This is a genomic window from Segnochrobactrum spirostomi (genome assembly GCF_009600605.1).
GTDB classification, from domain to species: domain Bacteria; phylum Pseudomonadota; class Alphaproteobacteria; order Rhizobiales; family Segnochrobactraceae; genus Segnochrobactrum; species Segnochrobactrum spirostomi.
This window is the reverse complement of sequence record NZ_VWNA01000001.1, coordinates 791678-807331: the sequence shown is the minus strand read 5'-3', so window position 1 is coordinate 807331 and position 15654 is coordinate 791678. Positions and strand designations below refer to the sequence as shown.

Here is a 15654-nt window from a genome sequence, read left to right as displayed (position 1 = left end):
CGAACACGGATTGGGAAAGGAAACACCGATGACTGATCTCAAGGGCAAGGTCGCGCTCATCACGGCTGCGGCCCAGGGCATCGGCAAGTCGACCGCCGAACTGTTCTCCAAGGCCGGCGTCCGCGTGATCGCGACCGACATCAACGAGGCGAAGCTCGCCGAGCTCAAGGCGACCGAGGGCGAGATCGTCGCCCGCAAGCTCGACGTGCTCGACGGTGCCGCCGTCGATGCGCTCGTCGCCGAGATCGGCCGTGTCGACATCCTCTTCAACTGCGCCGGCATCGTGCACAACGGCTCGATCCTCGACGCGACCGAGCGCGATCTCGATTTCGCCTTCGACCTCAACGTCAAGGCGATGGTGCGCACGATCAAGGCCGTGCTACCCGGCATGCTGGAGCGCGGCGACGGCGCCATCATCAACATGGCTTCGGTTGCGAGCAGCGTGAAGGCGGTGCCGAACCGCTTCGCCTACAGCGCCACCAAGGCCGCCGTGATCGGCCTCACCAAGTCGGTCGCGGCCGATTACGTGACGAAGGGCATCCGCTGCAACGCGATCTGCCCCGGCACGGTGGAGAGCCCGTCGCTCCAGGATCGTCTGCGCGCCCAGGGCGATTACGAGGCGGCCCGCGCCGCCTTCATCGCCCGCCAGCCGATTGGCCGCATCGGCCAGCCGGACGAGATCGCCGATCTCGTGCTCTATCTCGCCGGCGCGACCTATACGACCGGCCACATCCACGTCATCGACGGCGGCTGGGCCGCCTGACGACCCGCCACCGCCGATCGCCGTATCCGACCCGAGACCGAGACCTGCTGCCGAGACCGGAGGCACGAGCATGAGCGAGACCTTCCTCTTCGTCGGAACTCTCAACCGCTCCGCCCCCTATTTCCAGGCGGCGAACGGCATCGGTCTCGCGGTCTACCGGTTCGACGAGGAAACGGGCGACGCCGAGCAGATCGACGTCGCCGCCGACGTGGACAATCCGACCTTCCTTGCGGTCGATCCGATCCGCTCGGTCATCTATGCGACGAGCGAGGTGTTCGGCTGGAAGGAAGGCGTCGTCAGCGCCTATCGCTTCGACCCGGCGACGGGACGGCTCGCCTACCTCAACAAGCAGGCGGCGCTCGGCAGCATCACGGCCTATTGCAGTCTGACGGCTGACGGGCGCCATCTCCTCGTCGCCAATTATGCGATGGGCGGAGGCGGTCCGGACCGCTCGGTCGCGGTCTTTCCGATCCGCGACGACGGCGGCCTCGACCCGTGCGTCTCCGCGGCGCGCCACGAGGGTTCCGGCCCGAACGCGGAGCGCCAAGAGCGCAGCCATGCGCACTGCGCCGTCGAAAGCCCGGACGGCCGCGACATCCTCGCCGCCGATCTCGGTCTCGACCGGCTGGTGTCCTACAGCCTCGCCGCCGACGGGGCGCTTCTCCCGGGGCGTGAGAGCCTTTCGCTCGCCCCCGGTTCCGGCCCGCGGCATCTCGTGTTTCATCCGAGCGGACGCTTCGTGTTCGCCATCAACGAGCTCGATTCGACGATCGTCTCGATCGCCCGCAGCGCCGAGACCGGCGCCTTGCGGCTCGTGGCGACGGTGCCCGCGGTGCCGGAAGCGGCGCGCGGGCACAACCATTGCTCGGAACTTCGCCTCTCCGCGGACGGCCGCTTCCTCTACGGCGCCAATCGCGGCGACGATACGATCGTCGCCTATGCGGTCGATCCAGAGACCGGCGCGCTCGCCTTGATCGGACACGCCCCGTGCGGCGGCGCGACGCCGCGCCATTTCACGCTGTCGCCCGCGGGCCGCTGGCTCCTCGTCGCCAATCAGAACGCCGACGCGGTCGCGCTTCTCAACCGCGACGCGGCCGACGGCACGCTGTCGGACAGCGGGCGCCGCATCGCCATCGGCACGCCGATGTGCGTCCAGGTGGTCCGCTTCCCCTCGAACGCTCTCTCGAACGGCTAGGCGCGATCCCGCGCCACGGATTCCCGCATGACCCGTATCACCGCCCTCCGCGTCTTCGACATCCGCTTCCCGACCTCGCAGGCCCTCGACGGCTCCGACGCGATGAACCCGGACCCGGATTATTCGGCCGCCTACGTCATCCTCGACACCGACCAGGACGGCCTCTCGGGCCACGGCCTCACCTTCACGATCGGGCGCGGCAACGACATCTGCTGTGCTGCGATCGAGGCGCTCAGGCCGCGCGTCGTCGGGCTCGACCTCGATTGGATCAAGGAAGATCCGGGCCGCTTCTGGCGCCATGTCACGGGCGACAGCCAATTGCGCTGGATCGGCCCCGACAAGGGCGTGATGCACCTCGCGACGGGGGCCGTCGTCAACGCCGTGTGGGATCTATGGGCCAAGGAGGCGGGCAAGCCGGTGTGGCGGCTCGTCGGCGAAATGAGCCCCGAAGAACTCGTCCGCATCGTCGATTTCCGCTATCTCACCGACTGCATCACCCCCGACGAGGCGCTCGATCTCTTGCGCGGCGCGGCACCGGGCAAGGCCGCGCGCATCGCCGCCCTCGAGGCGGAGGGCTATCCCTGCTACACGACCTCGGCCGGCTGGCTCGGCTATTCGGACGACAAGCTGCGCCGGCTCGCCCGCGAGGCGGTCGATGCCGGCTTCAGCCACATCAAGATGAAGGTCGGCCGCGATCTCGAGGACGATATCCGCCGCCTGCGCATCTGCCGCGAGGAGATCGGCCCGAACGTCCGCATGATGATCGACGCGAACCAGGTCTGGGAAGTCGGTCAGGCCATCGATTGGGTGCGCAAGCTCCAGTTCGCCGAGCCTTATTTCATCGAGGAGCCGACCAGCCCCGACGATGTCGAGGGCCATCGCAAGATCCGCGAAGGCGTCGCGCCGGTGAAGGTCGCGACCGGCGAGATGTGCCAGAACCGCATTCTCTTCAAGCAGTTCATCATGCGCGGGGCGATCGACATCGTGCAGATCGACGCCTGCCGCATCGGCGGCCTCAACGAGGTCTTCTCCGTGCTTCTGATGGCGGCGAAGTACGGCCTGCCGGTCTGGCCGCACGCCGGCGGCGTCGGCCTGTGCGAATATGTGCAGCATCTTTCGATGATCGACTTCGTCGCGGTGAGCGGCACGCGCGAGGGCCGGGTGATCGAGTTCGTCGATCATCTCCACGAGCATTTCGTCGATCCGTGCGTAATCCGTGGCGCGGCCTATATGCCGCCGTCGCGGCCGGGCTTCTCGATCGAGATGAAGCCGGATTCGATCGCGCGGCACACCTTCCAGGGTGCGCCTCACCTCGGTGCGTCTCAAGGCTGAGGCGCGGCCGAAGGCGCGCCGGCCTTCGTCGCCATTTCCATCGCCTGTCGTGTTGGAGCGCTCCGCATCCACGGGGCGCTCCGCTCTTTTGGGGGACCTCCCGCGCGGGTTGACGCGACTGTCGTCCTATCGTCGTGTCCGTGTCGCAATGAGAGTTCGGGCACGCCGCGCGGCGACGCGAAACGGTGCGCCGGAAGATAAGTCATTCTCCGGCTACCGCTTTGCGCGGACGGGGATTAGGGTAGAAATCGTGCCATGCGAAGGGCCGGAACTCCCGCCGCGCCGCTTCGAATGTCGGTCAATTGAATCACGATCCGCTGGGGCTCCGATCATGAACGTCAAAGCCGAACCGGTCCACGCCGCCCTCGAAACCATTCCGGCGGAAAGCCCGGGCGCCCCGCGCGGGGACGACAATTCATCGCTGCGCGCCGATATCCTCGAGAAGCTGACCTATTATGTCGGCAAGAGCACGGTGACCGCGAGTGACCGCGACTGGTTCGTCGCCGTGGCGCTCGCCGTGCGCGATCGCGTCGTCGACCGCTGGATCGCGAGCACCAAGGCGACCTACGAGAACGGCGCCAAACGGGTCTATTATCTATCCCTCGAATTCCTCATCGGACGCCTCCTGTTCGATGCCCTCAACAATCTTCAGCTCACCGATCCGGTGCGTGCCGCGCTCGAGGAACTCGGCGTCGATCTCGACCGTCTGCGCACGGTCGAGCCCGATGCGGCGCTCGGCAACGGCGGTCTCGGCCGCCTCGCTGCCTGCTACATGGAGAGCATGGCGACGCTCGGCATTCCGGCCTACGGCTACGGCATCCGCTACGAGCACGGTCTGTTCCGTCAGGCACTCAAAAACGGCTGGCAGCAGGAATATCCGGAAGATTGGCTCTCGTTCGGCAATCCTTGGGAGTTCGAGCGGCCGGAGGTGGTCTACGCGATCGGCTTCGGCGGCACCGTCGAGGCCGAAGCGACCTCCGATGTCATGGTTCGCAGCGTCTGGAAGCCGGCCGAGGTGATCGAGGCGGTCGCCTACGACACCACGATCGTCGGCTGGCGCGGCCGCCATGTGAACACGCTGCGCCTGTGGTCGGCGCGCGCGAGCCATCCGCTGCGCCTCGACGCCTTCAATCTCGGTGACCATGTCGGCGCCTTCGCCGACCGCATGCGCGCGGAATCGATCTCCAAGATCCTCTACCCGAGCGACGAGACGCCGGCCGGCCAGGAGCTGCGCTTCCGGCAGGAATATTTCTTCGCCGCCGCCTCGCTCCAGGACCTCGTACGTCGCCACATGAAGGTCTACGGCGATATCCGCACGCTGCATGAGAAGGTCGCGATCCAGCTCAACGACACGCATCCGACCATCGCGATCGTCGAGCTGATGCGCCTGATGCTCGACACCTACGACATCGCCTGGGAAGAGGCCTGGGAGATCACCCAGAAGACCTTCTCCTACACCAACCACACGCTGCTGCCGGAAGCGCTGGAGAGCTGGCCCGTCCCGCTCATCGAGCGCCTGCTGCCGCGTCACATGCAGATCATCTATCTTTTGAACGCGTTCCATCTCGATGCGGCGCGCTCGAAGAATCCCGGCAACGACGCCCTGCTTTCCTCGGTCTCGCTGATCGACGAATCCCAGGGCCGCCGGGTGCGCATGGGCCAGCTCGCCTTCGCCGCCTCGCACCGCATCAACGGTGTCTCGGCGCTCCATACCGACCTGATGCGCCAGACGGTGTTCCGCGATCTCAACACCCTGCTGCCGGGCCGCATCGTCAACAAGACCAACGGCATCACCTTCCGCCGCTGGCTGCATCAGGCGAACCCTGGCCTCACCAAGCTTCTCGTCGAGGCGATCGGCCCGAAGATTCTCGACGACTCCATGGAGCTCGAGAAGCTGAAGCCGCTCGCCGACGACGCCGCGTTCCGCGAGAAGTTCCTCGCGGTGAAGCGCGCCAACAAGGTCGCGCTCGCCAAGGTCATCCAGGAGCAGATCGGCATCCGCGTCGATCCGTCGTCGCTGTTCGACGTGCAGATCAAGCGCATCCACGAATACAAGCGCCAGCTTCTCAACATCCTGGAGACCATCGCGCTCTACGACGCGATCCGCGCGCAGCCGACGCGTGATTGGAACCACCGCGTCAAGATCTTCGCCGGCAAGGCGGCGCCGAGCTACCACCAGGCGAAGCTCATCATCAAGCTCGCCAACGACGTGGCCCGCATCGTCAACAGCGACCCGACCGTGCGCGACAAGCTCAAGGTCGTCTTCCTGCCGAACTACAACGTGAGCCTCGCCGAGGCGATCGTGCCGGCGGCCGATCTCTCCGAGCAGATCTCGACGGCCGGCATGGAAGCCTCCGGCACCGGCAACATGAAGCTCGCTCTGAACGGCGCGCTGACCATCGGCACGCTCGACGGCGCCAACGTCGAGATCCTCGAGAATGTCGGCGACGACAACATCTTCATCTTCGGCCTGAAGGCCGACGAGGTCGAGGCGCGCCGCCGCGAGGGCATCGACGGCACGGCCAACATCTCCAACTCGCCGATCCTCGCCGAGGTGATCGAGGCGGTGGAATCCGGCGTGTTCTCGCCCGGCGAGCCGGGGCGCTTCGGCTCGCTAACCAACGCGCTGCGTCACCACGACTATTTCATGGTCACCGCGGATTTCGACGCGTACTATGCAACTCAGCGGCGGGTCGGCGACAAATGGCGCGACACGGCGGCCTGGGGGCGTTCGAGCATTCTGAACGTCGCCGGGATGGGCTGGTTCTCGTCGGACCGCTCGATCGCCGAATATGCCGAGGATATCTGGGACGTCCCGGTGCGGTATTGATCCGACCGCCCGGGCGCGGACCGCGCGGATACGGGGAAGGGCGAGCGTGAACCGAGCGCTTTGGCGGGCGAGTAACGACGATGTCGCGGCGATCGTCGCGGCGCGCCACCCGGATCCCTTCGCAGTGCTGGGTCTCCATGCGGTGCCGGACGGCTACGCCGTCCGTGCCTTTATTCCAGGCGCGGATGTGGTGGCGGTGCTCGGCGAAGACGGCGCGCCGCTCGGCGATCTCGAGCGGCGTCACGGTGCCGGCTTCTTCGAGGGACGGATCGCGCGGCTCGGGCCGCGCTTTCGCTATACGCTCGAGGCCTCCAACGCCGGCGGAAGCTGGCGTCTGAAGGACCCTTACGCGTTCGGACCCACCCTCGGCCCGCTCGACGATCATCTCCTCGTCGAAGGCACCCACCGGCAGCTTTATGAGCGTCTCGGCGCGCAGCCGATGGAGCACGAAGGCGCCGCCGGCGTGCGCTTCGCCGTCTGGGCGCCGAACGCCCAACGCGTCTCCGTGGTCGGCGACTTCAACGATTGGGACGGCCGCCGCCACCAGATGCGCAAGCGCGTCGACAGCGGCCTGTGGGAGATCTTCGCCCCCGGTGTCGGCGAGGGCGCGGTCTACAAATACGAGATCGTCGGCGTGCACGGCGCGCTGATGCCGCTCAAGGCCGACCCGTTCGGCTATGCCTCGGAACTGCGTCCCTCGACCGCCTCGGTCGTCGCGCGCACCGATCGCTTCGCGTGGCAGGACGACGCCTATCTCGCGGCGCGCGCCGCGGGCGATCCGCGGCGCAAGCCGTTCTCGGCCTACGAGGTCCATCTCGGTTCGTGGATGCGCGGGGAGGGCGGTCGCTTCCTCAGCTATGACGAACTCGGCGACCGCCTGATCCCCTACGCGGTCGAGATGGGCTTCACCCACCTCGAATTGCTTCCCATCACCGAGCACCCGCTCGATGCGTCGTGGGGCTATCAGCCGATCGGGCTGTTCGCGCCGACCCGTCGGTTCGGCGACCCGGCGGGCTTCGCCCGCTTCGTCGACCGCGCCCATCAGGCCGGGCTCGGCGTGGTGCTCGATTGGGTGCCGGCGCATTTCCCGACGGACGTGCACGGCCTGTCCCTGTTCGACGGCACGCACCTCTACGAACACGCCGATCCGCGGCGCGGCTTTCACCCGGATTGGAATACGGCGATCTATGATTTCGGCCGCCGCGAGGTCGCGAACGTCCTGATGGCGAGCGCGCTCTATTGGGTCGATCGGTTCCACATCGACGGCCTGCGCGTCGATGCGGTCGCTTCGATGCTCTACCTCGATTATTCGCGCGGGCCGGGCCAGTGGCTGCCCAATTCCGACGGCTCGAACGACAACCGCGATGCGGTCGCGTTCCTGAAGCGCGCCAACGAATATGTCTATGCCGAAGCGCCGGGTGCGGTAACCATCGCCGAGGAATCGACCTCGTGGTCGGGAGTCTCCAGCCCGGTCTTCGCCGGCGGCCTCGGCTTCGGCTTCAAGTGGAACATGGGCTGGATGCACGACACGCTCGACTACATGTCGCGCGATCCGGTGCATCGGCGCTGGCACCACGACAAGATGACGTTCGGCCTGCTCTATGCGTGGTCGGAGAATTTTGTGCTGCCGCTCTCCCACGACGAGGTGGTGCACGGCAAACGCTCGATCCTCGGCCGCATGCCGGGGGACGAATGGCAGCGCTTCGCCAACGCCCGCGTCTATTACGGCTTGATGTGGGGCTATCCGGGCAAGAAGCTCCTCTTCATGGGCCAGGAATTCGGCCAGATCTCAGAGTGGAATTTCGAGCAGGGGCTCGACTGGCATCTCACCGCGTTCTGGCCCCATCGCGGACTCCAGGCGTGGGTGCGCGATCTCAACCGTGCCTATGTGAACCACCCGGCCCTTCACGCCCGAGACTGCGAGCCGGAAGGGTTCCGCTGGATCGTCGTCGACGACCGCGATCAGTCGGTCTTCGCGTGGCAGCGCAGCGACGGCGAGGACGGTCCGCCGATCGTGGTGGTCTGCAACTTCACCCCGGTACCGCGCCCCGGATACCGCATCGGTCTGCCGCGGGCCGGGCGCTGGCGGGAGATTCTCAACAGCGACGCCGAAATCTATGGCGGATCGGGTGTCGGGAACGGAGGATCGGTCATCGCCGTAGAGGAGCCGAGCCACGGCCTTCCGGCCTCGGCCGAGGTCGTGGTGCCGCCGCTGGCGGCGCTCTATCTGGTGTGGGACCAGGAACCGGTCTGAGACGACGGCTGTCGTGCAAGAACCGGGACTGAACAAAAAGGTCGTGCAGGGGAGTCGGGGATGCCCGTTGAAACCGGAACCAGAGGTCGTCTGTCGCGGCATGCGATGGCTTATGTGCTGGCGGGTGGGCGCGGCAGCCGCCTGATGGAGCTGACGGACCGGCGGGCGAAGCCGGCCGTCTATTTCGGCGGCAAGACGCGCATCATCGATTTCGCGCTGTCGAACGCGCTCAATTCCGGCATCCGCCGCATCGGCGTCGCCACCCAATACAAGGCTCACAGCCTGATCCGGCATCTGAGCCGCGGCTGGACCTTCCTGCGCCCCGAGCGCAACGAGAGTTTCGACATCCTGCCGGCGAGCCAACGCGTGTCCGAGACGATGTGGTATCTCGGTACCGCCGATGCCGTGTACCAGAATATCGACATCATCGAAGCCTACGATGTCGAATACATCGTCCTGCTGGCGGGCGATCACATCTACAAGATGGACTACGAGCTGATGCTCCAGCAGCACGTCGACCAGCGGGCCGATGTGACGGTCGGCTGCCTCGAGGTCGCGCGCGAGCAGGCGACCGGCTTCGGCGTCATGCATGTTGACGATGAAGACCGCATCATCGATTTCGTCGAGAAGCCGAAGAACCCGCCGGCAATGCCGGGAAAACCGGAATCTTCGCTCGCCTCGATGGGCATCTACGTCTTCAACACCAAGTTCCTGCTCGACGAACTGCGCCGCGATGCCGCCGATCCGGGCTCGAGCCACGATTTCGGCAAGGACATCATCCCGCACATCGTGAAGAACGGGAAGGCGGTGGCGCACCATTTCTCCCGCTCCTGCGTGCGCTCGGAGGCGGAATCGGGCCCCTATTGGCGTGATGTCGGAACCGTCGACGCCTATTGGGAGGCGAACATCGATCTGACCGCCGTCGTGCCCGACCTCGATCTCTACGATCGCGACTGGCCGATCTGGACCTACAGCGAACTCGCGCCGCCGGCCAAGTTCGTCCACGACGAGGACGGCCGGCGCGGCCAGGCGGTGTCCTCGCTCGTCTCGGGCGGCTGTATCATCTCGGGCGCTTCCCTGCGCCGCACCTTGCTGTTCACCGGCGTGCGGGTAAATTCATACAGCCATATCGAGGGTGCGGTTATTCTCCCTTATGCCGACGTCGGACGCGGCGCCCGCCTGTCGCGGGTGATCGTCGATGCCGCCGTGCAAATACCCGAGGGCTTGGTGGTCGGGGAGGACCCGGAACTCGATGCGAGGCGTTTCCGCCGCACCGAGAAGGGGGTCTGCCTCATCACCCAGCCGATGATCGACCGCCTCAGGGGCTGACGGCCGCCTTCCCGGACGCCGGCTCCTTCTCTCCTCTCCTGCGAGCGGCCCCGCCATGCCCGAAATTGCCGTCCTGTCCGTCGTGTCGGAACTCTATCCGCTCGTGAAGACCGGCGGTCTCGCCGACGTCTCCGGTGCGTTGCCGGGAGCGCTCGCCGCGGTCGGCGTGCGGATGGTCTCCCTGATCCCCGGCTATCCCGCGGTGATGGCCGCGCTCGAAAGCGCGGAGGAGGTCCATACCTTCCCCGATCTTTTCGGCGGGCGGGCTCGGCTCCTCCATGCCCACGCGGCCGGCCTCGAACTCCTGGTGATCGATGCGCCGCATCTCTACGACCGACCCGGATCGCCCTACCTCGCGCCGGGCGGTGTCGATTGGCCGGACAACGCCATCCGCTTCGCCGCGCTGAGCGCGGTCGGTGCCTATGTCGGGGCCGGCCATCTCGGCGCGTTTCAGCCCCATGTCGTCCATGCCCACGATTGGCAGGCCGGGCTGACCGCCGCCTACATCTATTATGGCGGGGCCGCCGACAGGGTCGCGACCGTGATGACGGTCCACAACTTGGCCTTCCAAGGCAAGTTTCCGGCGGAGATCCTGCCCTCGATCGGCCTGCCGCCCCACGCTTTCTCCCTCGGCGGCGTCGAGTTCTACGGCAGCGTCGGCTACCTCAAAGCCGGGCTCCTCCTGTCGGACCGCATCACCACGGTGTCGCCGACCTACGCCCTCGAGATTACCACGCCCGACGGCGGCATGGGCCTCGACGGGCTGCTGCGCGCCAAGGCGAACGCCCTCGTCGGGATCGTCAACGGCATCGACACCAGCGTCTGGAATCCGGCGACCGATCCGCTGATCGAGGCTTCGTTCGACGCCAAATCGATGAAAGGGCGTGCGATCAACAAAGCGGTCCTCCAGAGGGCGTTCGGCATCGACGTCGATCCGAGCCGGCCGCTGTTCGGGCTCGTCAGCCGCCTGTCCTGGCAGAAAGGCCCCGACCTGCTTCTTGAAAGCGCCTCCGCGCTTATTGCGGCCGGCGGCCAACTCGTCGTGCTCGGCAGCGGCGACCATACCTTCGAGAACGCGTTCCGCGGGCTCGTGGCGGCGCACCCCGACCGGATCGGCGTCGTCGTCGGCTATGATGAGGCGCTCGCGCACCGCGTCCAGGCGGGCTCGGACGTGATCCTGGTGCCCTCCCGTTTCGAGCCCTGCGGGCTGACCCAACTCTGTGCCCTGCGCTACGGCGCGCTGCCTCTCGTCGCGCGCGTCGGCGGCCTCGCCGACACGGTGATCGACGCGAACGAGGCGGCGCTCGCCGCTGGCGTCGCGACCGGCTTCCAATTCGCGCCGACGACCGCGGATATGCTTCAGCGCGCGCTGGCGCGCGTCGCCGCCCTGTGGGACGATCGCGAGCGCTGGGGGCGCATGCAGAAGAACGCGATGACCATGGATGTATCGTGGGCCGGTCCCGCGGCGCGCTATGCGGCGCTCTATCGCGAGGTTCTCGCCGAGCGTCGCTGACGGCCGGGACCCCGCGTCGGAACCGCGGGGGAGGGACGCGCATATATGTAGCCATCGGCGCGCCCCGCGCCCGCCTCGCATCGTTCCTTCGGTGCGGCCAGACGCTGACAGGCAGGAGCCCCTATGACCGACCGCATCGTCACCGCCGGCCGCCCGGAACCACTCGGTGTCCGTGCCGACGACCGGGGGGTCAACGTTGCGGTCTATGCCGCGCGCGCGGCGCGGGTGCTGCTCTGCCTGTTCGACGAAGCCGGCGCGGTAGAACTCGAGCGCATCGCCCTGCCGGCCCGCACCGGCGACGTCTTCCACGGCCACGTCTCGGCCGTCGCACCGGGCGCGCGCTACGGCTTCCGCGTCGAGGGCGAGTGGAGGCCCGAGGCCGGCGACCGCTACAACCCGGCGAAGCTCGTCCTCGATCCCCAGGCGACGCGCATCGACCGCTCGTTCGCGCTGCATCCGGCGATGTTCGACGTGCCCCCCGGCACGCCGTTCGGGACCGAGCCCGACCGCACCGACAGCGCCCCCTTCATGCCGAAGGCGATCGTCGTGGAGCCCGGCTTCTTCGCCGCCGCGCCGCCGCCGCCCCGGCCCCACGATCGTGGCCGCACCGTTCTCTACGAGCTTCACGTCCGCGGCTTCACCGCGCTCAATCCGGCGATCCCCGAAGCGATCCGCGGCACCTATGCGGGGCTCGCCCATCCCGCCTCCATCGCGCACCTGAAGCGCCTCGGCATCAATGCCGTCGAACTGATGCCTTCGTCGGCGGCGATCGACGAGCGCCATCTGCCACCGCTCGGGCTGCGCAACCATTGGGGCTACAATCCGGTCCTCTATGCCGCGCCGGAGCCGCGTCTGGCGCCCGGCGGCTTTCCCGAGATCCGGGCCGCCGTCGAGGCGCTCCAGGCGGCCGGCATCTCGGTCATCCTCGACGTCGTCTACAACCACACCGGCGAGGGCGACCGGCTGGGGGCGACCGTCTCCATGCGCGGCTTCGACAACGCGGCCTATTATCGTCTGGTTCCAGGCGATCTCTCGCACTTCGTCGACGACACCGGCTGCGGCAACACGCTGCCGCTCGATCGCCCGCATGTGCTGCGGGTGGTGCTCGACGCGATGCGGCTCTGGGCGGTGCAGACCGGGATCGACGGTTTCCGCTTCGATCTTGGCGTGACGCTCGCCCGGCGCGACGACGGCTTCGATCCGGCCGCGCCCTTCCTCGCGGCGATCGCGCAGGACCCGATCCTCAAGGACCGAGTACTCGTCACCGAGCCGTGGGATCCCGGTCCGGGCGGCTACCATCTCGGCGCCTTCCCGGCCGGCTGGGGCGAATGGAACGATCGCTACCGCGACAGCGTCCGCCGCTTCTGGCGCGGCGACGGCGGCATGATCGGCGAAATCGTCACCCGCTTCGCGGGCTCCGCCGACGTGTTCGCGCCGCGCCGCCGCCTCGTCTCCGACAGCATCAACTTCGTCACCGCCCACGACGGCTTCACCCTCGCCGACCTCGTCGCCTATGCGGGCAAGCACAACGAGGCGAACGGCGAGTTCAACCGCGACGGCACCGACGCCAATTATTCCTGGAACAACGGGGTCGAGGGGCCGACCGACGATCCGGCCGTCCTCGCCCGCCGGGCGGCGGAAGCGCGGGCGCTGATGGCAACCCTGCTGTTCTCGCGCGGCACGCCGATGCTCTCGCTCGGCGACGAGTTGGGCCGCACCCAGGCCGGCAACAACAACGCCTACGCCCAGGACAATCCGATCTCCTATATCGACTGGGAGCATGCCGACGAGGGCATGATCGAGTTCGCCGCGAGCCTCGTCGCCGCGCGCAAGGCGCACGCGGCGCTCAGGGCCGAGCGTCCGCTCACCGGCGCACCGGCGACCGGCGCCGCCCTTCCCGATGTTCAATGGCTGCGGGCGGACGGGGCGCCGCTTGGGGCCGAGGACTGGAACAACGCCGACATCCGCACCCTGATCGCCGCGCTCTACGAGCCGGCGCGCGAGAGCGAGGCCGACAGCCGGGTCGTCGTCGTCCTCCACGCCGGGGGCTACGATCTCGACGTGACGCTGCCGACGCCGCGCGCCGGGTCGCGCTGGCGGATCGAAATCGACAGCCATGATCTCAGCCGCGCCGGTCCGGTTGCGGCCCGCACCCTCGCGGTCTCCGGTCGCTCGGCGATCCTCGTGGTCGAGGAGCCGATCACGAAGAGGGCGGGCGCGACCGACGCCGAGGTGCTCGACCGCCTCGCCACCGCGGCGGGGCTCGCCCCGGACTGGTGGGACGTCGACGGCAACAATCACCGCGTCGGCGACGACAGCAAGCGGGCTTTGTTGAAGGCGATGCGGCTGCCGGCCGGGTCGACCGGCGAGGCCCGCGACAGCCTCTTTCGCCTGATGTCCGAGCGGGCGCTCGCGCCCCTGCCGCTCGCCACCGTCGCCAGGACGGGCGCCGCGACGACCTTGCGCCTCGGGCCCGACACGGGGGCGGCCGGGCGACCGATCGATCTCGTCATCGAGCATGAAGGGCGCGGCACCGAGACGATCCGGATCGAGGCCGACGCCGTTCGCACGGCCTGGACGGCGCTGCCCGACGGGCGCTCCGTCCGCCTGCGCGAGATCGATCTGCCGCCGCAGCCGCCGGGGCGTCACGTCGTGCGCCTCGCCGACCGCGCCGACGCGAGCGGCCAGCTCATTGTCGCCCCCGGCGCCTGCTATCTGCCGCCCGCGCTCGCCGACAGCGGGCGCCGGTTCGGCCTCGCCGCGCATCTCTATTCGGTCCCCCGCGTCGGCGACCAAGGTATCGGCGATTTCACCACGCTCGGCGCGCTCGGCCGGTTCGCGGCCGACGCCGGGGCCGCCGTGCTCGGGCTCAATCCGCTCCACGCTCTGTTCGAGCACGACCGCCGGCGCACGAGCCCCTATCATCCGTGCGATCGCCGTTTCCTCGAGCCGATCTACATCGACGTGACGGCGCTGCCGGCGGTGCTGCTCTCCGAGCAAGCCCGCGCCGCGCTCGCCGCCGAGGCGGGGCGCCTCGCGGCGCTCTCGGCGACGCCCCATGTCGATTATGTCGGGGCCTGGGACGCCAAGCGGCGGGTGCTCGACGCGGCCTTTCAGGCCTTCGAGGCGCGGCGGGCGTCCGATGCCGCCGACCCCGCGCTTGCCGCTTTCGAGGCGTTCATCGCACGGGGCGGCCGCGCGCTTCGCCGCTTTACGACCTTCCAGGCGATCGCCGAGGCGCGGGGCACCAGCGAATGGTGGACTTGGCCGGCCGATCTCGTCCACCCGGAACAGAGCGGCGTCGAGTTCTTCGCCAGGGCCCATCCCGGTCGCGTCCGCTTCTTCTCGTTCCTGCAATGGGTCGCGGACCTTCAGCTCGGCGAGGCCGCCGCCACCGTGCGCGAGGCCGGCCTTTCGATCGGATTCTATCGCGACCTCGCGGTCGGCACGGCGCCCGACGGCGCCGAGGCGTGGTCGGAGAGCGACGTCCTGATGAGCGGCGTTTCGGTCGGGGCGCCGCCGGACCCGTTCGCTGCCGACGGCCAGATCTGGAACCTGCCGCCGCCGGACCCGATCGCCTGGGCGCGCGAGGGTTATGCCGGCTTCGCCAACCTCGTGGCCGCCAACATGCGCCATGCGGGCGCGCTCCGGATCGACCACGTTCTGGGCCTGCGCCGTCTGTTCCTCGTGCCGGAAGGGGCGGGAGCCGGGGAGGGCACCTATGTCGCCTTCCCGTTCCAGGATTTGATCGGCGTCCTCTCGCTGGAAAGCACCCGCGCCGGCTGCCTCGTCGTCGGCGAGGACCTCGGCACAGTGCCGGAGGGCACCGGCGAGGCGCTGATGGCGGCCGATATCCTGTCCTATCGGGTGCTCTGGTTCGAGCGCGACGGCGAGACGTTCCGCCCACCGTCGGCCTATCCGCCGCGCGCCGCCACGTGCGTCTCGACCCATGATCTGCCGACGCTTGCCGGCTGGTGGATCGGGGCGGACATCGACGAGCGCCATCGGCTCACGATCCTCGGCGATGCGGAGGCGGTGGCGGCGCGGACCGAGCGTCACGCCGCGAAGGAGCATCTCCTGGCCGCGCTCACAGCCGCCGGCGTGCTCGGCGCGCCGCCCTCGCTCGAGGCGCCACTCGATCCGGCGAGTGCCGGGGCGATCCACGCCTTCCTCGCCGAGACGCCGTCGATGCTGGCGCTCGTGCAGGCCGACGACCTGACGGGAGAGACCGAAGCCCTCAACCTGCCCGGCACGACGACCGAGCGTTCGAACTGGAGCCGCAAGTTGCGCGTTCCGGTGTCGGCACTCGGCGACGCCCCCGCGTCCGGTGCGATCCTCGCCGCGATGGCGGCCCGCGCCGCGCGGTGAGCCGCGGGCCAGGCTCGTTTCGATGCCGCCGGCGTCGAACGCCCCGCGAGGGTGGTCTTTTGCACGGCTG

Annotated in this window: 8 protein-coding genes; all 8 read left to right on the top strand. The window is 68.4% G+C overall.

Annotation, left to right across the window (positions count from 1 at the left end; translation table 11 throughout):
* The first annotated feature begins 28 nt into the window (after positions 1-28).
* The 8 genes from F0357_RS03605 (at position 29) to glgX (ending at position 15584) form a co-directional block, all read left to right on the top strand.
* Positions 29-763: an SDR family oxidoreductase gene (locus tag F0357_RS03605; protein ID WP_153478838.1), complete on the top strand. Its 735-nt coding sequence runs from the start codon at positions 29-31 to the stop codon at positions 761-763.
* 70 nt (positions 764-833) lie between these two features.
* Complete coding sequence (locus F0357_RS03600) at positions 834-1958, top strand: lactonase family protein (protein WP_153478836.1); 1125 nt, start codon at positions 834-836, stop codon at positions 1956-1958.
* A gap of 27 nt (positions 1959-1985) precedes the next feature.
* Positions 1986-3290, top strand: coding sequence for an L-fuconate dehydratase (locus tag F0357_RS03595; RefSeq protein WP_153478834.1), 1305 nt, complete (start codon positions 1986-1988; stop codon positions 3288-3290).
* Positions 3291-3621: 331 nt separating this feature from the next.
* A complete protein-coding gene (locus tag F0357_RS03590; protein WP_153478832.1) occupies positions 3622-6120 on the top strand; it encodes a glycogen/starch/alpha-glucan phosphorylase in 2499 nt (832 codons plus the stop codon).
* Entirely contained in the window at positions 6083-8374 is a 2292-nt protein-coding gene (gene glgB / locus F0357_RS03585) for a 1,4-alpha-glucan branching protein GlgB (RefSeq protein WP_153478830.1), read from the top strand. The genes F0357_RS03590 and glgB overlap by 38 nt, the downstream gene beginning before the upstream one ends.
* Before the next feature lie 60 nt (positions 8375-8434).
* Entirely contained in the window at positions 8435-9703 is a 1269-nt protein-coding gene (gene glgC, locus F0357_RS03580) for a glucose-1-phosphate adenylyltransferase (protein WP_153478828.1), read from the top strand.
* Between the two features lie 55 nt (positions 9704-9758).
* On the top strand, positions 9759-11216 hold the full coding sequence (gene glgA, locus F0357_RS03575; protein WP_153478826.1) for a glycogen synthase GlgA: 1458 nt from the start codon (positions 9759-9761) through the stop codon (positions 11214-11216).
* A 123-nt stretch (positions 11217-11339) separates the two neighbouring features.
* Positions 11340-15584 (top strand): glycogen debranching protein GlgX, encoded by a 4245-nt coding sequence (glgX, locus tag F0357_RS03570; protein ID WP_153478823.1) that lies wholly within the window; start codon positions 11340-11342, stop codon positions 15582-15584.
* Positions 15585-15654: the final 70 nt, after the last annotated feature.

Bases quoted from the DNA above. Each gene is read 5' to 3' on its own strand.
- glgC (WP_153478828.1), top strand. From the start codon at position 8,435: ATGCCCGTTGAAACCGGAACCAGAGGTCGTCTGTCGCGGCATGCGATG.
- F0357_RS03590 (WP_153478832.1), top strand. From the start codon at position 3,622: ATGAACGTCAAAGCCGAACCGGTCCACGCCGCCCTCGAAACCATTCCG.
- glgB (WP_153478830.1), top strand. From the start codon at position 6,083: ATGCCGAGGATATCTGGGACGTCCCGGTGCGGTATTGATCCGACCGCC.
- F0357_RS03595 (WP_153478834.1), top strand. From the start codon at position 1,986: ATGACCCGTATCACCGCCCTCCGCGTCTTCGACATCCGCTTCCCGACC.
- glgA (WP_153478826.1), top strand. From the start codon at position 9,759: ATGCCCGAAATTGCCGTCCTGTCCGTCGTGTCGGAACTCTATCCGCTC.
- F0357_RS03605 (WP_153478838.1), top strand. From the start codon at position 29: ATGACTGATCTCAAGGGCAAGGTCGCGCTCATCACGGCTGCGGCCCAG.
- glgX (WP_153478823.1), top strand. From the start codon at position 11,340: ATGACCGACCGCATCGTCACCGCCGGCCGCCCGGAACCACTCGGTGTC.
- F0357_RS03600 (WP_153478836.1), top strand. From the start codon at position 834: ATGAGCGAGACCTTCCTCTTCGTCGGAACTCTCAACCGCTCCGCCCCC.